General features: G+C 72.1%; 22 protein-coding genes. 11 read left to right on the forward strand and 11 right to left on the reverse strand.

Features of this window, described 5'->3' with window-relative positions; all coding sequences use genetic code 11:
- Positions 1-78: 78 nt before the first annotated feature.
- Entirely contained in the window at positions 79-2,997 is a 2,919-nt protein-coding gene (locus ACFQ87_RS01925; RefSeq protein WP_380608574.1) for a lysylphosphatidylglycerol synthase domain-containing protein, read from the forward strand.
- Positions 2,998-3,008: 11 nt separating this feature from the next.
- On the opposite strand, the gene ACFQ87_RS01930 is transcribed toward ACFQ87_RS01925, so the two are convergent.
- The gene (locus ACFQ87_RS01930; RefSeq protein WP_380608575.1) at positions 3,009-3,206 is read right to left on the reverse strand and encodes a hypothetical protein; all 198 of its coding nucleotides are present in this window, start codon (positions 3,204-3,206) and stop codon (positions 3,009-3,011) included.
- A gap of 181 nt (positions 3,207-3,387) precedes the next feature.
- On the opposite strand from ACFQ87_RS01930, the gene ACFQ87_RS01935 reads away from it, so the two are divergent.
- The 6 genes from ACFQ87_RS01935 (at position 3,388) to ACFQ87_RS01960 (ending at position 8,558) form a co-directional block, all read left to right on the forward strand.
- Positions 3,388-3,855, forward strand: a complete 468-nt coding sequence (locus ACFQ87_RS01935; protein WP_380608576.1) for a carboxymuconolactone decarboxylase family protein — start codon at positions 3,388-3,390, stop codon at positions 3,853-3,855.
- Between the two features lie 194 nt (positions 3,856-4,049).
- Entirely contained in the window at positions 4,050-4,694 is a 645-nt protein-coding gene (locus tag ACFQ87_RS01940; protein WP_380608577.1) for a class I SAM-dependent methyltransferase, read from the forward strand.
- On the forward strand, positions 4,691-5,269 hold the full coding sequence (locus ACFQ87_RS01945; protein WP_380608578.1) for a TrmH family RNA methyltransferase: 579 nt from the start codon (positions 4,691-4,693) through the stop codon (positions 5,267-5,269). Before ACFQ87_RS01940 ends, ACFQ87_RS01945 begins: the two co-directional genes overlap by 4 nt.
- Before the next feature lie 148 nt (positions 5,270-5,417).
- Entirely contained in the window at positions 5,418-6,305 is an 888-nt protein-coding gene (locus ACFQ87_RS01950; protein ID WP_380608579.1) for an ABC transporter ATP-binding protein, read from the forward strand.
- Positions 6,299-7,870, forward strand: a complete 1,572-nt coding sequence (locus ACFQ87_RS01955; protein ID WP_380608580.1) for an ABC transporter permease — start codon at positions 6,299-6,301, stop codon at positions 7,868-7,870. The genes ACFQ87_RS01950 and ACFQ87_RS01955 overlap by 7 nt, the downstream gene beginning before the upstream one ends.
- A 139-nt stretch (positions 7,871-8,009) precedes the next feature.
- On the forward strand, positions 8,010-8,558 hold the full coding sequence (locus ACFQ87_RS01960) for a hypothetical protein (RefSeq protein WP_380608582.1): 549 nt from the start codon (positions 8,010-8,012) through the stop codon (positions 8,556-8,558).
- A gap of 55 nt (positions 8,559-8,613) precedes the next feature.
- On the opposite strand, the gene ACFQ87_RS01965 is transcribed toward ACFQ87_RS01960, so the two are convergent.
- Positions 8,614-8,850: a DUF6059 family protein gene (locus tag ACFQ87_RS01965; protein WP_380608584.1), complete on the reverse strand. Its 237-nt coding sequence runs from the start codon at positions 8,848-8,850 to the stop codon at positions 8,614-8,616.
- Between the two features lie 390 nt (positions 8,851-9,240).
- Here ACFQ87_RS01965 and ACFQ87_RS01970 point away from each other — a divergent pair, with 390 nt between their 5' ends.
- Positions 9,241-11,814: a right-handed parallel beta-helix repeat-containing protein gene (locus ACFQ87_RS01970; protein WP_380608585.1), complete on the forward strand. Its 2,574-nt coding sequence runs from the start codon at positions 9,241-9,243 to the stop codon at positions 11,812-11,814.
- Positions 11,815-12,662: 848 nt separating this feature from the next.
- Here ACFQ87_RS01970 and ACFQ87_RS01975 read toward each other — a convergent pair.
- A complete protein-coding gene (locus ACFQ87_RS01975; protein WP_380608586.1) occupies positions 12,663-13,313 on the reverse strand; it encodes a ScbR family autoregulator-binding transcription factor in 651 nt (216 codons plus the stop codon).
- Between the two features lie 163 nt (positions 13,314-13,476).
- Here ACFQ87_RS01975 and ACFQ87_RS01980 point away from each other — a divergent pair, with 163 nt between their 5' ends.
- Positions 13,477-14,409 (forward strand): ScbA/BarX family gamma-butyrolactone biosynthesis protein, encoded by a 933-nt coding sequence (locus tag ACFQ87_RS01980; RefSeq protein WP_380608587.1) that lies wholly within the window; start codon positions 13,477-13,479, stop codon positions 14,407-14,409.
- 12 nt (positions 14,410-14,421) lie between these two features.
- The gene (locus ACFQ87_RS01985) at positions 14,422-15,267 is read left to right on the forward strand and encodes an SDR family oxidoreductase (RefSeq protein WP_380608588.1); all 846 of its coding nucleotides are present in this window, start codon (positions 14,422-14,424) and stop codon (positions 15,265-15,267) included.
- Between the two features lie 92 nt (positions 15,268-15,359).
- Here ACFQ87_RS01985 and ACFQ87_RS01990 read toward each other — a convergent pair whose 3' ends face one another.
- The 5 genes from ACFQ87_RS01990 to ACFQ87_RS02010 all read right to left on the reverse strand — a co-directional run bounded on the left by ACFQ87_RS01990 (position 15,360) and on the right by ACFQ87_RS02010 (position 18,776).
- The gene (locus ACFQ87_RS01990) at positions 15,360-15,515 is read right to left on the reverse strand and encodes a hypothetical protein (protein ID WP_380608589.1); all 156 of its coding nucleotides are present in this window, start codon (positions 15,513-15,515) and stop codon (positions 15,360-15,362) included.
- A 117-nt stretch (positions 15,516-15,632) separates the two neighbouring features.
- A complete protein-coding gene (locus ACFQ87_RS01995) occupies positions 15,633-16,625 on the reverse strand; it encodes an alpha/beta hydrolase (RefSeq protein WP_380608590.1) in 993 nt (330 codons plus the stop codon).
- A 46-nt stretch (positions 16,626-16,671) separates the two neighbouring features.
- On the reverse strand, positions 16,672-16,806 hold the full coding sequence (locus ACFQ87_RS02000) for a hypothetical protein (protein WP_380608591.1): 135 nt from the start codon (positions 16,804-16,806) through the stop codon (positions 16,672-16,674).
- On the reverse strand, positions 16,803-17,444 hold the full coding sequence (locus ACFQ87_RS02005; protein WP_380608592.1) for a DsbA family oxidoreductase: 642 nt from the start codon (positions 17,442-17,444) through the stop codon (positions 16,803-16,805). Before ACFQ87_RS02005 ends, ACFQ87_RS02000 begins: the two co-directional genes overlap by 4 nt.
- Positions 17,445-17,522: 78 nt before the next feature.
- On the reverse strand, positions 17,523-18,776 hold the full coding sequence (locus ACFQ87_RS02010) for an MFS transporter (protein ID WP_380608593.1): 1,254 nt from the start codon (positions 18,774-18,776) through the stop codon (positions 17,523-17,525).
- Between the two features lie 161 nt (positions 18,777-18,937).
- Here ACFQ87_RS02010 and ACFQ87_RS02015 point away from each other — a divergent pair, with 161 nt between their 5' ends.
- Entirely contained in the window at positions 18,938-19,816 is an 879-nt protein-coding gene (locus ACFQ87_RS02015) for a hypothetical protein (protein ID WP_380608594.1), read from the forward strand.
- 83 nt (positions 19,817-19,899) lie between these two features.
- Here the strand turns inward: ACFQ87_RS02015 and ACFQ87_RS02020 are convergent, their stop codons facing one another.
- The 3 genes from ACFQ87_RS02020 to ACFQ87_RS02030 all read right to left on the reverse strand — a co-directional run bounded on the left by ACFQ87_RS02020 (position 19,900) and on the right by ACFQ87_RS02030 (position 22,357).
- The gene (locus tag ACFQ87_RS02020) at positions 19,900-20,415 is read right to left on the reverse strand and encodes a nuclear transport factor 2 family protein (protein WP_380608595.1); all 516 of its coding nucleotides are present in this window, start codon (positions 20,413-20,415) and stop codon (positions 19,900-19,902) included.
- 86 nt (positions 20,416-20,501) lie between these two features.
- On the reverse strand, positions 20,502-20,798 hold the full coding sequence (locus ACFQ87_RS02025; RefSeq protein WP_380608596.1) for an acyl-CoA carboxylase epsilon subunit: 297 nt from the start codon (positions 20,796-20,798) through the stop codon (positions 20,502-20,504).
- Positions 20,795-22,357 carry an acyl-CoA carboxylase subunit beta gene (locus ACFQ87_RS02030; RefSeq protein ID WP_380608598.1) on the reverse strand — a complete coding sequence of 521 codons (1,563 nt, stop codon included), beginning with the start codon at positions 22,355-22,357 and terminating at the stop codon, positions 20,795-20,797. The genes ACFQ87_RS02025 and ACFQ87_RS02030 overlap by 4 nt, the downstream gene beginning before the upstream one ends.
- Positions 22,358-22,441: the final 84 nt, after the last annotated feature.

Here is a 22,441-nt window from a genome sequence, read left to right on the forward strand (position 1 = left end):
TGCCGCCGCCCCGGCAGGTGCGGCGCCCGCGCGGGATCCCCGCTCCGGGGTCACGGGTGGCATGGGAGCATGCCATCCGTGGCGATCGTGACGGGGAGAACGAACGGCGACACCGGCGGGGGCGGCGGTGCCTCCTCCTCCGGGCGGACGGATACCGGCGGGGGCATACCCCGGCAGCCCGGCACGCGGGAGCCCGGGGCCGGGAAGCCCGGAGACAGCCGGCCCGGGGCCCGGCCGCCCCGGATGCGGCCGCTCACCGACACCGGCCGGATCCGGCAGCCCGTCGCCCTGATCCGGCTGCTCACCGGCCTGCTCGCGATCGCGGTCACCCTGCTGCTCGCCGACTACGCCCGCGCCACCACCGGGGGCTTCGCCGCCGACGTCGCCGAAGCCGCCGCACTGGTGCCGCGCCCCCTGGCCGGCCTCGCCGGCGGGCTCACCACCGCCGTCGTCCTGCTGCTGCCGGTCGGACTCGCCGTCCGCCGGCTGCTCGGCCCGGACCGGCGGCGCGCCCTCCAACAGGTCTCCGACGGGCTGCTCGCCGCCGTCCTCGCGTACGGCGCCACCCTCGCCCTCGACCTGTGGGCCGACGACCTCGCCCCGACCTCACTGGTCGCCGCGCTCACCCAGCGGCTGCCCGCCGACGTACTCGCGCACACCGAACCCGTCTACGGCTACCTCGCGCCCGTCCTCGCCTTCATGACCGCCTCCGGCAGCCGCGAACGGCGCCTGCCCTGGGCCGTCCTCGCCCTCTCCGGCCTCGCCGGACTGGCCGGTGGCTACGCCACCCCCACCGCGCTGCTGCTCGGCCTGCTCATCGGCTGGACCGGCGCCCACGGCACCCTGTACGCCGTCGGCACCCCGGACCCCCGGCCACGGCCCGGCGAGGTGCTGCGGGCCCTGCGGGACAGCGGGCAGCGGCCGGTCGAGGCCCTCCCCGTCGGTCCGGACCGCTACCGGGTCCGGCAGGCCGAAGGGTGGCCCGAACTCGACGTCCAGCTGCTCGACCGGCAGGCCGTCACCGCCGCCGCCGTCCGGCGCGCCTGGCGCCGACTGCGGCTGCGCACCGCCCCGCACCCCCGCGCACTGCGCTCCCCGCGCACCGGGCTGGAACACGAGGCCCTGGTCACCTACGCGGCCCTCGCCGCCGGCGTCCGCACCCGCCGCATCGCCGCCACGGCCGGCCTCGGCCACGACACCGCCCTCATCGCGTACGAGCACCTGGCCGGCCGCACCCTGGACCAGCTCGCCGACGAGGAGATCACCGACGGCCTCCTCGCCGACACCTGGCGCCAACTCGCCCTCCTCCAGCGCCGCGAGATCGCCCACCGCGCCCTGGTCCCCACCTCCGTGCTGATCGACGAGACCGGCGCCGTCCACCTGGTCGACTTCGCCGACGGCGACATCGCGGCCAGCGAACTCGTGCTCCGCTGCGACATCGCCCAGCTCCTCACCACCCTCGCCCTGCGCGCCGGCGCCGCCCGCTCCGTCCGCACCGCCACCACCGTCCTCGGCCCCGACCCGGTCGCCGCCGCCCTCCCCCTCCTCCAACCCATCGCCCTCGCCCGCACCACCCGCCAGGCTCTCAAACACCACGCGAAGCCGAAGGCCGCCGCCGCACAGGACAACGGGCCGAGCACGCCCCCGGCCGCCGTGGAGTCGGAGGAAGGGCTGAGCAGGGGCGCGGCCGCGGAGTCGGGACGGCTGGGCGGCGAGGCCGAGGGGCGTGCCGGCCGGCGACCCGCGAGCCGGCCGGGCGCCGAAGCCGGCGCGGCGGGCTCCGAGCCGCAGCGGGGTCACGGCGGCGGCGAACACGCCCCCGTACCCGCACCCCGAGCCGCAGCGCCGGCCGAGAGCACGCACCGGGCGCAGCCGGGCGCCGGAGCCGACAGGTCGGCTCCGGCGCTGGTGACCGCGTCCGGGAACGGGCCCGCCACGGCCGCCGACGGGCAGCCCCAGGACTCCCGCGGCACCGAGGTCGCGTCCGGGGGGTTGTTGGAGGAGATCCGGGCGGAGGTGGTGCGGGGCCGGCCGGAGGTGGTCGGGCGGCCGGTGCGGTTGGAGCGGTTGCGGCCGCGGACCCTGCTCGCCGTGGTGGGCGGGGTGGTGGCCGGGTGGCTGCTGATCCCGCAGTTCTTCGCGGCGGAGGACAATCCGGTCGCGGCGTTGGCCGACGCCGATCCGTGGTGGCTGGTGTTGGCGCTGGTGGCGGCGGCGTCGAGCCACGTGGCGGCGGCGATGGGGTTCGTCGGGTTCGTGCCGGAGAGGCTGGACTTCCGCAACGCGGTGCTGGCGCAGTTGGCCGGGGCGTTCGTGAAGCTGGTGTCGCCCGGGGGCGTCGGCGGGATCGCCTTGAACACCCGGTTGTTGCAGCAGGCAAACATCCCGACCGCGCAGGCGCTGTCCAGCGTCGGGGTGGGGCAGTTGATCGGGCTGGTGCTGCACCTGTTGCAGCTGGGGGCCTTCGTCTACCTGCTGGACCTGCAGCCCGGCGGTTCGGAGCTGGACGCGCTGCCCGCGGTGGTGGGCGGGCTGGCGGTGGCGGCGGTGCTGCTGGCGCTGGTGTGGGCGATCCCGTCGGCCCGGCGCTGGCTGGCGGCGCGGCTGCGGCCGTTGACGGCCGAGGTGCTGCCGCGGCTGCTGGATCTGCTGCGCAATCCGGGGCGGCTGGCGGTGGGGGTGGCCGGGCAGCTGCTGGTGTCGATCTGCCTGATCGCCTGTCTGTACTGCTGCGTGCGGGCGATCGGCCGGGTGCCGTCCTTCGCGTCGGTGGCGGTGGTGTTCCTGGTGGGCAATGCGGCGGGCAATGCCGCGCCCACCCCGGGCGGGGCCGGCGCGGTGGACACGGCGCTGACGCTGGGGCTGCAGCAGACCGCGTCGATGGAGAAGGGCGGGGCGCTGGCGGCGGTGGCGCTGTTCCGGCTGCTGACGCTGATCCTGCCGGTGCTGCCGGGTTGGGCGGCGATGACCTGGCTGCAGCGCCGCAAGGCGCTGTAGGGCGGCGGGTCCTACTCCCGGTAGTCGTCCTCGTCGAGCTGGACCACCCGGCTCTGTTCGGCGGCGTCCGCGACGTCGGTGGCCGGGTCCGCACCGAGGGCCCGGCGTTCGGCGACCTCGTCGTACTCACCGCCGGTGGGTGCCTCGTCGTCGGGTTCGACGGTTTCGACGGCCTCGTCGATCAGGTAGTCCTCGTGATTCTGCGGCATGGCGTCCGTCCTCGCTGTTCGGAGGCTTCACGGGTGGCGGTACTGGCAGTATCCGCCGCCGGGCGCCCGGACGCGATGCGCCGGGGCCGTTCCGGCGTGTTGCCCGGAGCGGAATTGACCCACGAAACAGGTGTCCCAATGCCCCAAGGAACGGGTGCATTCCGCTCCTAGGGTCGTAGTCATGACGACGAACGACACCACCGCCGCCCCCGCCCGCCTCGACTACGCCCGCACCGCCCCGAAGGTGTTCCGCGCGATGATCGCCCTGGACGCCGCCGCCCGCGAGGGCCTGGACCCGGCGCTGGTCGAGCTGGTGCAGATGCGCACCTCGCAGCTGAACGGCTGCGCGTACTGCCTGGACATGCACGCCAAGGACGCCCGCAAGGCCGGCGAGACCGACGAGCGGATCTACCTGCTGCCGGTCTGGCACGAGGCCCCGGCCGGGGTGTACAGCGAGCGCGAGCGGGCCGCGCTGGCACTGGCCGAGGAGGTCGCGCGGATCGACGGCGGGGTCTCGGACCCGGTGTACGCCCGGGCCGCCGAGCACTTCGGGGAGGCGGAGCTGGCGCAGCTGATCTCGGTCTGCTTCACCATCAACGCCTGGAACCGGATCAACGTGGCCACCCGCAAGACCCCCGGCACGCTGTAGCGGCCGACCGCACCGGCGTCGCCCCGCAGGCGGGGGTCCGAGGACAGGCCCCTCGTCCGGGCGGAACGCGCCGCAGGCCGCCGGGGGTACGATCGGTGCCGTACCCAGGGCTTACCCGCACCCACCCGGTGGCCCCGAGGCCCTTACGAACGACGGCCCCGCGAACGACGGCCGCAACGAACGACGGGAAGTTCATGTCCGGCTCGCACTACTTCACCGGTGCACCCGAGGTCGCCAGCGAGCGCCGGCCGATCACGGTCTCCCTCCCGGACGTCACCCTGGAACTGACCACCGACGCCGGGGTGTTCTCCCGCAGCCGACTCGACCCGGGCACCCGGATCCTGCTGGAGCACGCCCCGCAGCCGCGGGTGCGCGGCCCGATCCTGGACGTCGGCTGCGGCTACGGCCCGATCGCGCTGACCTGGGCGACCCGGCGCCGACGGCTGCCGGTGTGGGCGGTGGACGTCAACGAGCGGGCGCTCGAACTGGTGCGGCTGAACGCCGAGGCACTGCGGCTGGGCAACGTCCAGGCCGCGCTGCCGGACGACGTCCCGGAGGACGTCCGCTTCGCCACCATCTACTCCAACCCGCCGATCCGGATCGGCAAGGCCGCGCTGCGCGGGCTGCTGACGCACTGGCTCGGCCGGCTGACCCCGGACGGCTCGGCGTTCCTCGTGGTGCAGAAGCACCTGGGCTCGGACTCGCTGCAGAAGTGGCTCAACGAGCAGGGCTACCCGACCTCCCGGGTCACGTCGGTCAACGGGTTCCGGATTCTGGAAGCGCGGCCCCGCCCGGATGCGGGCGAGGGCTCCGAGAGTGGACGGGGTACCACGTCGTGAAGCAGTTGCGCGGGACCGAACTGAAGCGTCTGCACCGCTCGTGGCGGCGCAGCAACGAGTTCCGGCTCGCGATGATCCTGGAGAACCTGCAGTCGCCGTTCAACGTCGGCTCGGTGGTCCGGACCGGGGCGGCGATGGGCGCCGAGAAGCTGTACCTGACCGGGGACACCCCGTCGGTGCGCTCCTCCGGTGCGCAGAAGGCCGCGATGGGCACCGACAAGTACCTGAAGGTCGAGCACTTCCCGACCGTCGCCGAGGCGGTGGCGGCCGCGAAGGCGGACGGCTTCAAGGTGGTCGGGCTGGAGCTGGCGGACGAGGCGGTGCCGATGTTCGCCGCCGAGCTGACCCCGGCGGTGGCCTTCGTGCTCGGGCACGAGGACCGCGGGATCACGCCCGAGGCGCTGGCGCTCTGCGACCAGGTGGTGTTCGTGCCGCAGCTGGGCCGGGTCGGCTCGCTGAACGTCTCGGCGGCCGCGACGGTGGCCTGCTACGAGGCGCGCCGCCAGGGGTACGCGATCAGCGGCACCCCGGACGGCAGCGACCTCGGCGGCGACCTCGGCGGCGACGAGGAGTAGGTCCGTACGACGGCGACAACGGTGGCGGGGTGGGCCCGACGGCCCGCCCCGCCGCCGTTTTCCGCACGCCCCGCCGCGTCTTCGCACACCGCGGATCTCTGCCATATGGCAGATGTCGGCAGCCGCCCCGACCGGAAGCATTCCGGGGGTGACCGAACTGCAGATCCTCGACCTGACCAAGGAGTACCGCGGCGGCCGGCGCGCGGTGGACTCCTTCTCACTGACGCTCCGGCCCGGGGTGCTCGGCCTGCTGGGGGCCAACGGCGCCGGCAAGTCGAGCCTGATGCGCATCCTGGCCACGGTCACCCGGCCCACCTCGGGCCGGGTGCTGTGGGAGGGCGTCGACATCGCCCGCCGGCCCGGGCCGCTGCGCCGCACCGTCGGCTACCTGCCGCAGGACTTCGGCGTCTACCCGCAGCTCACCGCCCGCGAGTTCCTCGGCTACCTGGCCGCCGCCAAGGGGCTGCGTCGGCGCTCGGCCAGGGCCCGGATCGAGGAGCTGCTCCAGCTGGTGAACCTGTCCGGGGCGGCCGGGCAGCGGCTGGGCGCGATGTCCGGCGGGATGCGCCAGCGGGTCGGCATCGCCCAGGCGCTGCTCAACGACCCGGCGCTGCTGATCGTGGACGAGCCCACGGTCGGGCTGGACCCGGAGGAGCGGCTGCGCTTCGGCAGCCTCCTGAGCGGGCTCGGCGCCGAGCGGATCGTCGTGCTGTCCACCCACATCGTCCCGGACGTGGCCGCCACCGCCGACCGGATCGCCGTGATGGGCGACGGCCGGCTGCTGCACCACGGCAGCCCGGAGGAGCTGTTGCGCGACGCCGAGGGCTCGGTCTGGGAACTGACCGTGACGGCCGATCAACTCCCGCCGCTGCGCTCGCGGTTCCTGCTCGGCGGCACCACCCGCACCCCGCAGGGGGTCCGGGCCCGGGTGCTGTCCGGGCACCCGCCGGCACCTGGGGCGCAGCCCGTACCGCCCCGACTGGAGGACGCGTACCTGCTGCTCACCGCCGGGCCCGAGCGGGTGCCGGCGTGCTGACCAGGATCGGGGCGCTCGCGCTGGCCGACTTCCGGGAGCGCCGACGGCGGCCGGGCTACCTGGTGGTGCTGCTCGGCACGCTCGCGCTGGGGCTGCTGGCCGCGCCGGTGGGCGACTCCCGCTGGGAGGTGTTCCAGGTGACCGACCTGCAAGGCCGCTACACCAGCGGCTACGTGGGGACGGTGACGGCGCTCGGCGGGGCGGTCTGGCTGTCGCTGGCGGGCTTCGGGATCGCCCGGGGCACGGTCGTCCGGGACGAGGAGAGCGGCGTCGGCCAGCTGCTCGCCGCCACCCCGCTGAGCCGGATCGGCTATCTGGCGGGCAAGTTCGGCAGCAACCTGCTGCTGTTCGGCTCGATGCTGCTCGCACTGGCCGGGACGGCGGTCGGGGTGCAGCTGGTCAAGGGGGACTCGGACCGGGTGGACGTGGTGCGGCTGCTGCTGCCGTACGTCCTGATCACGCTGCCCCTGCTGGCGGCGGTGGCCGGGTGCGCGGTGCTCTTCGACACCGTGCGCGGGCTGCGCGGCGCCCTGGGGGCGATGGTCTGGTTCGCGGTCTGGCTGGTCCTGGTGCTGGGCGCGCAGGCCGGCGGCGGGCCGGACCTGCTGGGCATGCGGCGGATCACCGCGTCGATCCGGGGGGTGCTCGCGGCGGGCGGGCGGCCGGTGGACAGGGTGGAGTTCGGGGTCGGCCTGACCGCGGACAACCGGGTGACCGGCAGCTTCGACTGGCCCGGCCTCGGGCCGGGCGAGGCCGGCGGACCGGCAGCCACGGGGGTGCTGCTGGTCGGCGCGGCGGTGGGGATCGCACTGCTCGGGGCGCTCTGGTTCGACCGCTTCGACGGGGCCGGGGCCGGGCGAAGCGCCCACCCCGCCTCGGACTCGGACGCGCAGGCACCCGCGGCCGGCGCCGGGACCGCCCCGGCCGGCCTCGCCCTCGACCCGGCCCGGCTGACTCCGGCCCGGGAGGGCCGCAGCGGCCTCGCCGCCGTGCTCGGGGAGCTGCGGATCCTGGAGCACGGCCGACGGCTGTGGTGGTGGGCCGGGGCGGGCGTGCTGGCCGTGGCCGCGGCGGGCGTCGCCCCGGACGGGCCGAGCCACCCGGTGCTGCCGTTCGCGATGCTCTGGCCGGTGCCGCTCTGGTCCCGGCTGGGCCACCGGGCGGGCGGCGGCAGCGTCGGCGAGCTGCTCGGCGCCTGCCCGTCCCCGCTGCGCCGGGGGCTGGCCGGGCTGCTCGCCGGGATCCTCCCCGCACTGGCGGTGACGGCCGTGCCGGCCGTGCGCCTGCTCGGCGCCGGGCACTCCCGGGCCGCGGCGGGGGCGCTGACGGGGGCGCTGCTGGTCCCGGCGCTGGCGCTGCTGTTCGGCAGCCTCACCCGTGGCCCCCGACTGTTCCAGACCGTCTACCCGCTGCTCTGGTACGGGATGGTCAACCACGTCGCCGGGCTGGACTTCCTCGGCGTCTCCGGGGAGCGGGCCCCGGCCCCGGCGGCGGTCGCGGGTGTCGCGGCCGCACTGGCGGCGGCCGCGCTCGCCCTGGACGCGGTGCGGCACGCCACCCGCTGAGACCCCCGGAGGAGGGCCGGTTCCCCCGCCGGGGGGAGCCGGTCCGTTCGTACGGCGGAGGCCGCGGCCGGGGGTCGGCTGGGAGCTTGGAGGCAGCCGGGCAGCAGCCCGACTCCCTTCTTCCCGTAGAGGATCGACCATGCGCAGGACCACCGCCGCCGTCGCGCTCGCCACCGCCGTCACGGCCCTCGCCACCGCAACGGCGGGCACCGCCGCGGCCGCGCCCGTACCGGCCGGGCACCTCGCCCTGCACAGCTGGACCCTGCTCAACGAGCACGGCCCGGGCCCCAACCCGGGCGAGCGGCTCACCGCCCGCGTCGACGCCCGTACGGTCGACGGCCGCGCCCGGGGGCACGCCGTGGCCCAGCACGTCTTCAAGGACGGCACCGTCCGGGTCGAGTTCGACATCGACTGCCTGGCGGTCGACGGCAACGGTGCGGTCACCGCCACCGGGCCCATCGAACTCGTCACCGTCACCCCGGTCGGCGGCCGGCCGACCACCTCACGGCCCGGCTGGCACCCCGAGGCCGGACTGACCTACTACCCGGCCGACGAACACGGCGAACGCCGGGTCGGCTGGGCAGCCTCCGACTACCGGGACCCGAACGCACCGGCCAAGGTGACCAAGTGCGCCCCGGTCCCGGCCAGCCTCTGGGTCATCGAAGGCGGGACGGTCCTGCACCGGTAGCAGCGCCCCGGAGACGGTCAGCCCGGGGTCGGCTGGCCGTCAGCGCCGCACGCGCCTACCGCGACCGGTGGCCCGGCAGATCGACCAACTGGCTCCACAACCCCCGCTCCACCGCCGTCATCCCGACGTCCCCCACCACCCGCTCCGGATGCCCCGGCGCCGGCCCCACCAAGCCGCCGGCCTCAGCCGCGGCCACCGCCCCCGCCACATGCGCCTGCCCGAGCGCGACCAGCCCCGCCCCCAGCCGCTCCCAGAAGCCCCCGACTCTCCGCCACCACACCCCACGTGCCATCCCCCCAGCCTGCCCACACCCCCCTCGAACCCCCCTCGACCCGCCCCACCCGGGCCCCGCTCGGCGCGCCCCTCCAGTGATCCCCCCCTACTCGACGCGAAGATCATCTCCCCCGGTACTCTGTGCGCGCGGTGCGCCGGTCTGCCAGAATTCCCGCTGCACACCTACGGATCGGGCTGCCCGCTGACCACCGGTCAGTCCCCTCACGTGCGGGTCGTTCGTACTGTGCCGTCGTACGAGAAGCACCGCGGCCGGCGGCCTGCCCGCCGCCCGGCAGCGCTCGGGACTGACGCAGCCGCTCGATCTCGGGCAGGCCGACGGACGCCGCCTTCCCCGGGCACCGGGCCCACGTGGCCGGACCGCTCGCTCGACTCTTCACTGGGGGACTTCTTGCGCACCAAGCGCCTCGCCGCGATCGCCGCTCTCGCCCTGTCCGTCGCCGGCGTCCTGCCGCTGGCCGGTACGGCACAGGCGGCGGTCACGGACCTGTACGTCAACAACAGATCCAATGCCGGCTGCTCGGACACCGCACCCGCCGCGGGCAGCCAGGCGGTACCGTTCTGCACCATCTCGGCCGCCGCCGACATCGTGCAGGCCGGTCAGACCGTGCACGTCACCAGCAACATCTACCGGGAGAGCGTCCACCTGACCCACTCGGGGACGCCCGGCGCGCCGATCACCTTCACCGGCCCGGCACACCCCGACGACGCCACCTGGCTGCCCAATCTCCTGGCTTCGGACCATGTCTTCAACCTCGATCACGTCCACGACGTCGTGCTCGACCACATGGGCGGCCAGAGCTCCCAGGAAGGCGTGGTGGTGACGGGTTCGAGCCGCGTCACGCTCGACGACCTGACGCTGAGCTCCACCGGCGCGCTCGGCAACGCCACCACCCCCGCGCTGCACATCACCGGTGGGAGCAGCGCGGTCACCGTCAGCCGAAGCCACATCAACTACCCGCACGGCGAGGGGCTCGTGGTCGACGGCGGCAGCTCCGGCGTCGTGATCACGACGAATTTCGTCGGCGGCACGGTCGGCCATGGCGTCCTGGTGACCGACGCGCCGGGCACCGTGATCACGAGCAACACCACCTACAACGACTGCGGGCCGGGCATCGAGCTGGCGGGCAACTCTTCTGGTGCGACGGTCGAGAACAACATTCTGGCGGAGAGCGACAGCAGTGCTGTCGGCCCGTGGGGTCCGTGCCCGGCGGGTACCGCGGCGCATGCGGACCTGGTGGTCTCCGCCGCTTCCGCGACCGGCACCACCGCGGACTACAACCTGATCACCACGGGTACCCAGCACCCCTATACCTGGGCCGGGCAGCAGTACGCCGATGTCCCCTCCTTCCGGCAGGGCTCCGGCCAGGGCGCGCACGACCTGTCGAGCGACATCGCGAAGCTGAACAAGGAGGGCTCCCCCGCGATCGACTCCGCCGACGCCAACGCGCCCGGCGAGCTGCCCACCGACATCGACGGCAACCCGCGGGTCGACGACCCGCTGGTGGCCAACACGGGCACCGGCGTTGGCTACTACGACCGTGGCGCCCAGGAGTATCAGGGCGGCATCGTCCCTGATCTCACCGTCGCGCAGACCGCGCTGCAGGCCGGTCAGCCCGACACCCCCCTGCACGTGACCGCCACCTCGACCGGGGTGGTGAGCGCCTGGCCGGTCGCGAAGAACACCATCGACTTCGGCGACGGCACCGTGGTCGACACCGTGCTCGGCGCAACGGGCAACCCGCACGACTACGCCGCCCCGGGCACCTACACGGTGACCGACACCGTCACCAACACCTCGGGCGGCACCGGCAGCACCAGCAGGACCGTCACGGTGGGCAGCGACTTCTCGCCGCTCGCTCCCGCGCGCATCCTGGACACCCGCTCCGGGATCGGCGCCCCGGCCCAGCAGGTCGGCCCCGGCGGCGTGCTGAAGCTCCAGGTCACCGGCCACGGCGGCGTGCCCACCGACGGCAAGGTCACCGCGGTCCTGCTCAACCTCACCGCCACCGGCGCGACGGCCGCCACCCACATCACCGCGTTCCCGGGCGGTCAGGTGCCGACCGCCTCCAACCTCAACGCCGCCCCCGGCCTGGACGTCGGCAACGCCGTCGTCGTCCCCGTCGCCGCCGACGGCACCGTCTCGCTCTACAACCACGTGGGCGACGTCGACCTGATCGCCGACGTCCAGGGCTTCTACTCCACCGCGCCCCAGGGCACCGCGCTGCGCCTGGACCATCAGGCCACCCCCGTGCGTGCGCTCGACACCCGCGACAGCTCCTACGGCATCGGCGAGGTCGGCCCCGGCCAGAGCATCCGGGTCCAGGTCCGCGGCACCAACCTGCTCCCCGCCGACGCCCAGTACGCCGTGCTGAACCTGACGGCCACCGACGGCACGGCGAACAGCTACATCACCGCCGCCCCGAACGGAAACCCGCCCACCACCTCGAACCTCAACTTCACCGCGGGCCAGACCGTCGCCAACCAGGTCACCGCCCCGATCAACGCCGACGGCACCGTCACGCTCTACAACCACACCGGCAACGTCCACCTGATCGTCGACATCCAGGGCGGCTACCGCACCACCGGCGGCGCCTCGCTCGTGACCACCGCCCCCACCCGCGTCCTGGACACGCGCGACGGCACCGGTGGCATCAACGGCAAGATCGGCCCCAGCTCGGCCTATGCGGTCAAGGTCGCGGGCGTCGCGGGCATCCCCCGGGGCGCCACCGCGGTCCTGATCAACCTCACCGCCACCGACCCGACCGCCGACAGCTGGATCGCGGCCGGCAACCTCACCGGCGCCGACCCCACCCCGTCCTTCTCGAACCTCAACATGACCGCCGGGGCCACCGTGCCCAACCTCGCCCTGGTCCCCGTGAACCCGTGGGACGGCAGCATCGTCCTCTACAACCACGCCGGCTCGACCAACCTCGTCGCCGACGTCCAGGGCTACACCATGTGACCGTCCCGTCCCGCCGGGGGCGCCACTCGCGCCCCCGTCTCCTGAACAGCGGTCAGCTGCCCGCTGCACGCCATAGATGACAGAAGGCCCGGTCAGAGCATCTGACCGGGCCTTCCCCCTACTGAGCCGCCTGCGGGATTCGAACCCGCGACCGCTCAAGGCGCCCGGTCCTCCGTTGACCTCCCATGAGCGACATGTCGCCGTTGACCGGCATTTCGGCAACATCCAGAGCGCAGGCACCGCGCCCGGCAGCCACCCGGACAACCTTGATTAAAAACCGACCTACCTGTATCTTATTGCTTGCTGCTCTTGATCGACGACGTCAGCCGGCCCCTCCAGGGCTTGCGCGCGACGTTCTGGGGTGTGACATCCGATTTGTTCGCCGTATCGCACGGGGTGCAGTGACAGTTATTCGATCAGGGCGATACGGCAACCAGTAAAGCGCGCGAATATGAAGGCCTCGACCGAGGGAATACATAGTGCGCCCGTCCGTTCACCCACGCGCGATCCACCACTGGCCAGAGTTTGCTTCTCATTTCCGGAGCCGTTATGCCAAGGTCGCTGTGCACTGCGTCTTTATCGGCCCCAGGGCGTTGTCGCGCCCTGCTGCCCGGGCGGATCACGCAATGGGCGCCGGGCGATCTCGCGGCAAACACTCAGCGCGGCCTGCTGTGCAGGATCGCGCGATTATGTGCTACGTTCATCGTGCAATTCAGGGGGCAACGGCGATGAGCGTATTCGTTTACCGAATTGGGGGCTCGGGGTAATTGCGGCGGCAGCAGAAAGCCGCACCACCCGGAACGAAGGTGGCGCGGCCTGTTCGGACACCTTTTGCGCTAGGACGCGTCTCACGGCTCGCTCTGCGGAGCCGTCATCTCTTCGTGGACGCGACTGCCTCGGTCTGCGTCGTAGACCAGCGCAGCCAAGACGGAGGGCACCACGATGCTCGGCAGCAGATAACGCACCAGGGACTGGGCGCGCAGATTGAGGTCCTGGTAACCGGTAAGCGCCTCGGACATGGCCTGCATACCGCCGAAGGAGCCGACGACCACATCGGAGGCTTCCGCCACATCGACGTGAGGCAGCAGCTCGCCCTGTTCCTTCGCGGCGGTGAGGATGCTCCGGCAGATTTCGCCGAACTCCTGGAAAGGCCCGGAGCGGTCGAGATCCTGCTCGAGTGAATTGAGGGTCAAACGGACCGAGGCACGCACCAACGGGTCCGTTTGCAGCCGGTGGGCGTGCAGCATCACCAGATCGACCAGCTGCTGCGCCTTGATCTGCCGGGCGGGCAGTTCGGCTGTCTGCCCCTGTTCCGCGAGCACCCCTCGCGCCAGGTCTTCCTTGGATTTGAAATGGAAGTACAGAGCACCCTTCGTCACGCCGGCCTCTTTGAGGATCTGCATGATCGTCGCGGCCTGGTACCCGTTCTCCTCGAAGACCTTCGCCGCCGCGGCGACGATTGTCCTTCTTGTTCGGATTGCCCTGTCCTGAATGGCCATGCGGCCTCCTCTGTACCCTGAAGCGGTTGCTGACGGCCGACCGCGCACTGGCACCACCTGCCGTACAGCGAAACCGTCCAGTCTGTATTTTACATCACTTTACTCACTGCAGCTGAATCCGCCCATCCACAGCGGATCCACACATGATCCCAAGGGGGGAACCATGGTTGAAGCGACACTGACCGCACCCGACGCACTGCACATACAGGATGAATCCGGCATTGCGACGCTGGAGATGCTCCACCGCACCTGCGCCCAGGACGCCTTCCTCCATGGCTGGCGGAAGACCGCCTCGGACACCTTCGTGCTCACGGGGCAGTGGCCTGCGCATCATCGCTTCTTCCAGCTGACGGCCGGGCGTCGCGTCGATCCGCTACTGGTCGCCGAAACCCTGCGCCAGTCGGTCCACTTGGTGGTGCACGCAGGCTACGGCGTCCCGGTCGGGCACGCATTCATCCTGCAGAACATCCGCTTCCACTGCCTCCCCGACCGCCTCGCCATCGGGGCGGGGCCGGTGGACCTGGAGGTCCGGATCTCCATACCCGGCTACAGGTCGCGGGACACGCGACTGTTCGAGGCCGAGATCGAGATCCAGCTTGCGGGGATCACCGTGGCCGGCGGCGGCATCGACTTCCAGGTCGTCAGCCCGGGCGTCTACCGGCGGTTGCGGGGCGGCCGTACCGGTCTCGCGTCCGTGCGGCCCACGACCCCGGCCGTTGCGGCCGCTCTCGTGGGCAGGGCCCGCAGCGAGGACGTCCTGCTGTCGGCCACGCCGCAGGAACAGACGTGGCAGCTGCGGATCGACACCGGGCACAAGACCTTGTTCCAGAGTCCCAAGGACCACGCGCCGGGGATGCTCCTGCTGGAAGCGGCACGGCAAGCGGCCACCGCGGTCTCTCAGCCGGGTACGTTCATCCCCTGGGCCGCCGACGCGTCCTTCTTCAGCTACGTGGAGTTGAACGAGGCCTGCTCGATCCAGGCCCATGAGTTCACGGACGCTGCGACGGGGAAGCGGGCCGTGAGAGTGACCGCGCACCAGAGCGACCGCTCGGTCTTCCAGGCCACGCTCCGCGACGCTCGCGCCGACATCGGCTGAGGGGAGGCGACGATGATCCTCGTCACGGGTGCCACCGGAACGATAGGACGCGAGGTCGTCCGCCTGCTGTCCGGCCGTCTGCCGTTGCGCATCCTCGCCCGGGACCCCGGCCGCGTCACGTCCGTGACCCGCACCGACGAAGTCGTCGCAGGCGACTACCGGGACAAGAACTCTTTGAGCCGTGGATTGCGGGGGGTCCGTTCCGCGTTCGTGGTCACCAGCGACATCGGCGGCCAGGACGACACCCGCTTCGTGACGGCGGCTCGCACCGCCGGTGTCCGTCACCTGGTCAAGCTCTCCGCCGCGGCCGTCACGGATCCGCTCGCCGACGATCTCATCACCCGCTGGCAGCGTGGGGCGGAGGAGACCATCCGTACGTCCGGGCTCGACTGGACCTTCCTCAGGCCGAGATCCTTCATGTCCAACACCCTGGGCTGGGCCTCGACCATCCGGACCGAGGGTGTCGTACGTGCTTTGTACGGCACCACGCGCAACGCATGCGTGGACCCCCGCGACATCGCGCGGGTGGCGGTGAAGGCCCTCACCGAACCCGGTCACGAGGGCAAGGCCTATGCGCTGACCGGTCCCGAGGCCATCAGCGCGGTGGAGCAGGCAGAGCGGCTCGGTCGGGTCCTTCGGCGCCCTGTCAGGTTCGAGGAACTCGGTCCCGAGCAGGCGTGGGCCCAGTGGTCACGGCGGTACCCGGAGCCGATCGCCGAGGCGCTGTTGGCCGGTGTCGAGCGCCAGTTGGCGGGAGCCAAGGCGGGGGTGGACTCCACGGTGGAGCGCCTGACGGCCCGTCCGGCCACCTCCTACGCCGCCTGGGCCAGGGACCACGCAACGGCCTTTGCCGGGTAGGGCCCGGCAGTTCACGTCGCAGCCCCGGCACTGGAAGCACCACGTGAGCACGCGTCCGCGTGCGACGCCTCCCGCGGTGGGGCCGGTGCCGGTCAGTCGGTGCCGCGGAAGATGTGGTGGTCCGGGGCGTCCCGGTCCTCACCGGCGAGCAGGGCGGGGCGCGTGGGGACGGGGCCCGCGGCGGCGGGCTGGGTGCCGAAGAACTCGAAGGTGGTCAGGTCTTCGCTCTCGATCAGGTCGGAAGTCACGCGGGATTCCTTCGGGGTCAGCGGAACAGGGGAGCCGGGTGGTGTGCGGAGACTCCTATGGACGTCAGCCAGCCGAAGAGTCAGACCTCCGGGCGATGCCGTGGTCGATCCTCGCTGTCAGGCGAGGCGGGGTGCCGCGCGACCGGCCGCGCGACCGCCCTGCCGGTCGGGGCCCTCGTCGAAGGCGTCGACGGATGCGGCGAGTCGGGTGACAACCTTGCGTCGTACCGGCCTGGGCGGCGCCGCGTCGTGTGCCAGCAGGCACTCCTCCAGGAAGGCCAGCGCCCGCAGATGGTAGGTGCGGGCCGCCCAGCCGAGGCTGATGTTGTGCCCGGCGTCCGGCTGGTGGTCGACGGCCACCCGTGGTGCGGCGAGCGGTCTGCGCAGGGCGGCGATGGCCTCCTCGTCGAAGTGCCACCACTGTTCCTGCTCGGCGAACGTGAACCGGACGGGTACCTGGACCAGCGCGGCGAACCCGGGGTAGAGCTCGGGCCACAGCGGCCCCTCCTGCGCCTCCCGCGCCGGGACCGGCGAGACGAGGGAGCGACCGAGCCTGAAGGCGTCCGGCGGGTACAGGCGCAGCGCACCCCAGTGCCTGCGCCATTCACCGTGGCCGTTGGAGCCGGGCAGTTGGTGCGGGCCGACCGCCAGTCGGCTGCCGAGGCCGGATATGTCGAGCCCTATCAGTGGGTGTTCTCCCGTGCGCGCACCCGCGGCCAGGGCGAGTTTGCCGCCGTTGGAATGCGCGAGGAAGAAGAAACCTCCGCCGATGTCCCGGTCCCGGGCGAAGTCGGCGAGGGCGGCGTGCAGGGTGTCGGCCTGTTCCAGGACGCCCTGCCCGTCGGGCAGATGCTCCGCGGACGAGCCGTATCCGGGTCGATCGACCGCCAGCACGGTGTAGCCGAGCTCCGCTCCCAGCGTCATGAGGGAGAGCCCGGGGCGGGCTCTGCTGTCGAAGTAGCCGGCGCTCATGCCACCGCCGTGAATGGCGACGATCACAGCTCGCGGCGACCCGGGTGCCTCGGCGAGCAGCGCCGACATCGGTACGCCGGCCGCGTCGAGGGCGATCCTGCGGACCTGTGAAGCACTGGAACCATGCGACTCAGTCATGGGAGCAGATCTCCTGGGACGGTGTGGAACGAGATGCGATCGGCGGTCAACGGGCCTGGCGCAGCAGGCCCGTGGTGGCACTGATGCCCCAGACGACGCGGCGGCGCACCAGTTGGTGCAGCGGTAGGGCGGCCGGGGCGGCCCTGCGGCGTCCGGGGCCTGGCTCGGCTCGGACGCTCACTGCTCGCGTGGCGCGACGGCGCGCAGGGCGACGTCGTAGGCGCTCTCCGGCTGCGCCCCGCCCAGCACGGTGCCGTCGTCGAAGAGGAACTGGGGGATCGAGCGCACCCCCATGCGGTGGTGCACGCGGTCGAGCAGGGTGCGCACCTCTCCCTCTCCCTCGCCATCGGCCATCGGCGCGGCGAGTCCCACCTCCCGCCCGAGGCGAGCGAGGACCTCCGGGTCGGCCACACTGACGCCGTCGGTGAAGTAGGCGCGGAACAGCCGTTCCGTCATCTCCTCCGCGCGCCCGGACCGGGCCGCGTGCAGGATCTGGCGGTGGGCGCCGAAGGTCCGGGTGTGCACGACATCGGCGAAGCGCAGGTCGATGCCGTCGGCTGCTGCCGTCTTCGCCACCCGCTCGGTGCTCGCCAGTGCGTCGGGGCCGAACTTGCGCTCGAGCACGGGAAGCAGCGGCTCCCCCGCATCGGTGGAGTCCGGGTCGAGCTGGAAGGGGAGGAAGGTGACCTCGAGGCGACCGCCCTCGGCACGGAAGCGGCGGGCGGCCTTGGTGAAGCGCGTGTAGCCGATGTAGGAGTGCGCGCAGATGATGTCGAGGACGATCTCGACGCGACGGATCCGGCTCTCGGGGGAAACCATGGGGGACCTTTCTCAGGGGTCGGGGTGCGCGGGAAGTGCGGGACGCGAGCTCTCGCGGTGACGGCCCGGGCCATCCGCTCAGACGTCCGCGGGGACCTCGGCCGGGTCGCGTACGGGCTCCTGTCGCGGCGCCGGGAGCGCCGCCCCGCCGCGCACCGTGAACAGGATCAGCAGGGCCAGGACGGCGGCGAGGCCCGATGCGGCCAGGTAGACGCCGTCGAGGCCGACGGCACCGCTCACCGGCTGGCTCACCAGGGGCGAGACGAACTGCCCGAGGAAGAGGGTCGAGGTGACCCCGCTCAGCACCCGGCCACGCATCGCGACAGGAGTGCGCGACACCAGCCACGTGTTGAGGTTGGGGATCAGCAGACCGATGCCGGCGCCGGCCACGAGCAGCCCGGCCAGCACCAGCGGCACACCGGTGGCGGCGCCGATCGCGGCGTACCCGACCGTCAGCAGTACGAAGGTGGCGATGGCGATCGTGCGATGGCTGCGGTTCTTGCCGATGCGCCCGAACGACAGCCCGACCAGTGCGGTGGACAGGCTCATCAGCGCAATGGCCAGGCCGCTGCCGCCAGCCCCGACGTTAGCCAAATCGTCCAGGTAGAAGGGGAGTTGGGAAGGAATGGTGTAGAAGACGAGCTGCGAGGCGAAGACCAGGGCGTAGATGCCGAACGCCAGCTTCGGGAAGCCGCCCGCGGTGTCGGCCGCCTCGGCTTCCGCGGCGGCGCCGTCCGTGGCGTGCGGCTCACGGATCAGCCACAGGGTCAGGATCGTCAGCGGCAGGGCCACGAGGTAGATGGCGAAGGGGCCGCGCCAGCTGAGATCGGCCAGGACACCGCCCAGGGACAGGAACGCCACACCGCCGAACCCCATGAAGCCGGCCTGCAGCCCGAGGATGCGCGAGCGCTGTTGCCCGGGGTAGTGGTCCGCCACCAGGGTCGTGGTCGCGGTCATGATGCCGGCGACCGCGACGCCGAGCAGCAGTCGGCCCACGAGGACGGCGTACAGGTTGCCCAGGTACAGCCCGGAGCTGCCGGCCACGGCGAACAGGGCGACGGAGGCGACCAGGATCGGCTTGCGGCCGGTCCGGTCGATCAGCACGCCCACGACCGGCGCGCCGAAGGCGATGGCCAGGCCGGGTACGGTGAGCACCATCCTCACCAACAGCCCGACGTGCGCGGCGCCGGCGAAGTGCTTCTCCATCGCCGGCAGCGCCGGTGCCACGATCGCCCCGGCCATGGTGGTGAGCATGCTGGCAAGCAGCAGTGTCACCAGCAGTGGGCGGCCGCCGGCGTGCCGCGCGGGTGCGGCACTGGTCGCGTCTGTCATGACTGTTCCTCTTCCTTGCCCGGATTCGTGCACGTATCGTCCGTCAACTCTCCGCTCCAATGCGTGATTTCAGCATTATTTATCCATGTTCTGACATATATTTGAGAATTTCTGTCATATGAGCCTTTCGCCATGGTCCGTGCGCCGTTACCGTCTGGGCCATGACCCCGATTCCCCTGCCCCCGCTCGCCGGGCGCCGCTGCCAGGAAGCCCTCAACTCACTGCACTCGACCGTTTACTTCACCCCGGACCTCGCCAAGGGCCTGGCGGAGTACGGGGTCGACGACTCCATGGCCGTCTACCTCGCGGGTCGTGCCGGCGCGCTCGGCCCGGTGGCGACCGGCACGGTCACCGCCGCCTTCTACGGCTTCGCGCACCCGTTGATGGCCGAGCACGTGCCGCACGTGTGGAGCCTGGTGCCGCCCGCCACCGCCGTGGAGGTGCGACTGGCCGCGGTGGACGCCCTGCTGCACCGTTACCTGGGCGAGGCGACGCTGGCCTCACCCGAGATGGCCGAGGCCGCGCGGCTCGCGCTGCGCGCCACCGAGGCCGGCCAGCGTGCCGGGCGCCCGATGTTCTCGGCCCACGCCGACCAACCGGTGCCGCAGAAGCCGCACTTGGCCCTGTGGTACGCCGCCACCCTGCTGCGCGAACACCGCGGCGACGCCCACATAGCAGCGCTGCAGCACGCCGAGCTCAACGGGATCGACGCCCTGGTCTCCCACTGTGCGAGCAGTGACGGCATGCCCAAGGAGGTCGTCATGACCAAGCGCGGCTGGACCGAGGCCGACTGGAGCGGTGCCGAGGACCGACTGCGCGAGCGCGGTCTGATGGACGAGCGCGGAGTGTTGACCGCACAGGGCGAGCAGCTGCGGTCGCATCTCGAGGCGGAGACCGACCGGCTCGACCGCGCGCCGTACGAGCACTTGGGCGCCGCGTCCGTGGCCCGGCTGACCGAGCTCGTCGATGCCTTCGTCGCGCAGGCAGGGGCGGCGGGCGCCTTCCCGCCCGAGCTGCTGGCGTTCTTCAGCAAGCGCTGACCGGTGCGCCCAGGAGGCGGTACGAGAGGGCTGCCCGTACCGCCTCCCGTGCTGCGCGCGCCGCAGCCGGCGGGCCGTGCGGCTCACAGCACCGGGGTACCGTCGGGGCCGGGGCCGTCGGCCCACGTGAGGTTGAAACTCCACTCCTTGAAGCGCCAGCCCTGCGAGGTGCGCACCACCACACCGCCGTAGTGGCCTCCGATGTCGAACAGTGCCGCGGGGGCGCCCTGTTCACCGGCTTCGCGGCGGTGCACGTGCGTGGCCACCACGTGGAACCGCACGGTGCCGCGGTCACCGTCGAGGCGGATCGCGTGATTCGCGCTCAGGTGCAGGGTGCGGTCGAACCTGGCCTTGGCCTCGTAGTGGAACCGCGCCACCCCGTCGATGCCCTCATGGGTCCCGATGGGGAAGTGCAGCAGCACATCGTCGGTGAAGACGGTGGGCGGCCAGGTCTCGTCGTAGCCGTTCTCGTCCTGGGTGTCGAGCAAGGTGACGTAGCGGTCGATCAGTGCGCTGATCTCCGCCCGGTCGGTGAGTTCCGCGACCCGGCCGCGCAGCGCGGTGAGCTCGGCCCGAAGGTCGTCAATGGTCACGGTCATGGCTGTTTCCTCACACCACTTCGGTGATCGCGTACTGGCCCTGACCAGGCTTCGCCCGCCCTTCGCCGACCTGAGCCGGTTCGCCATCATGCACCCTCCCCTGCCTTGCGGCTGACGCGCCATGCCTCGCTGCGCCAGCTGCGGGGCGTGTGGTGGCCGAAGGCGCGATCCATCCGCCGCCACCGAGCGCGCGCCCGCGAGGGGGTCTCGGTGTCGTCCGTCGGCCGGGTCGTCGCGGCGAGCAGGGCCACGGCGACAGCGGCCAGTTCCTCTTCCGTGGGTGCTCCCTTCTCGATGCGAAGCACATCCGTGGCGGGCACGGGGGCTGAGGAGTGAGCGTTCACGTCGCGCCTTCTCTCGGTAGGTGGTGTCGGGATGGTCACTGCGGCGGGTTGCCGTGCTTGCGCGACGGCAGTTCGGTGTGCTTGGCGCGCAGCATCTCCAGCGAGCGGATCAGCACCGAGCGGGTCTCGCGCGGATCGATCACGTCGTCGATCAGGCCGCGCTCGGCCGCGTAGTACGGGTGCATGAGCTCGTCCTTGTACTCCTGGATGCGCTCGTTGCGCACAGCCTCGGGGTCGTCGGCCGCATTGATCTCGCGGCGGAAGACCACGTTGGCAGCGCCCTCGGCGCCCATCACGGCGATCTCGTTGGTGGGCCAGGCGAGCGCGAGGTCGGCGCCGATGGAGCGGGAGTCCATGACGATGTAGGCGCCGCCGTAGGCCTTGCGCACCACCAGCGAGATCCGCGGCACGGTGGCGTTGCAGTACGCGTACAGGAGCTTGGCACCACGCCGGATGACACCGTTGTGCTCCTGGTCGACGCCGGGCAGGAAGCCCGGCACGTCGACGAGCGTGATGAGCGGGATGTTGAAGGCGTCGCAGAACTGGACGAACCGCGCCCCCTTCTCGGAGGCCTCGATGTCCAGGACGCCGGCCATGGCGGCGGGCTGGTTGGCGACGATGCCGACGACGTGGCCGTCGAGGCGGCTGAAGGCGCAGACGATGTTGGGCGCCCAGGCCGGGTGCACCTCGAAGTACTCGCCGTGGTCGACGACTTCCTCGATGACCTTGCGCATGTCGTAGGCCCGGCCGGGCTCGGCCGGGACCAGGTCGAGCAGCGACTCGTTGAGCCGGTCGGCGGGGTCGCCGGAGTGCTCCACGGGGGAGAGCTCGCGGTTGTTGGCGGGCAGCAGTGACAGCAGGTAGCGCACGTCCTCGATGCAGTGCTCCTCGTCGTCGTACGCGAAGTGCGCCACTCCCGAGGTGCCGGCGTGCACGTCGGCGCCGCCCAGGCCGTTCTGTGTGATCTCCTCACCGGTGACCGCCTTGACGACGTCCGGGCCCGTGATGAACATCTGCGAGGTCTCGCGGACCATGAAGACGAAGTCGGTGAGCGCCGGCGAGTACGCGGCGCCGCCCGCGCACGGACCGAGCATCACCGAGATCTGCGGGATGACGCCGGAGGCGCGGGTGTTGCGCAGGAAGATGCCGCCGTACCCGGCGAGCGCGGTGACACCCTCCTGGATGCGGGCGCCCGCCCCGTCGTTGAGGGAGACGAGCGGGGCGCCGGCCGCCTCCGCCAGGTCCATGATCTTGTGGATCTTCTGGGCGTGCGCCTCGCCGAGCGCGCCGCCGAAGATCCGGAAGTCATGGGCGTACACGAAGACGGTGCGGCCGTGCACGGTGCCCCAGCCGGTGACGACGCCGTCGCTGTGCGGCTTCTTGTGCTCCAGGCCGAAGCCGGTGGCACGGTGCCGGCGCAGCGACTCGACCTCGTTGAACGAACCCTTGTCCAGCAGGAGTTGGATGCGCTCGTGCGCGGTGAGCTTGCCCTTGGCGTGCTGGCGTTCGGTGGCGGCGGCGTCTCCGGCGCGCACCGCCTCCTTGAGTTCCGTCAGCTCCTCGACGCGTGCACGTATCGTCTGGTCGCTCGCGGACATGTGCTTCCCACTCTCCTTGGTCAACAGTCGGTCAGACGGCGACATGTGCCAACTCACCTTGGGTCATGGCACGTTGGGTTGCCG

The organism is Kitasatospora sp. NPDC056531, assembly GCF_042794375.1.
In the GTDB taxonomy this organism is placed as follows: domain Bacteria; phylum Actinomycetota; class Actinomycetes; order Streptomycetales; family Streptomycetaceae; genus Kitasatospora.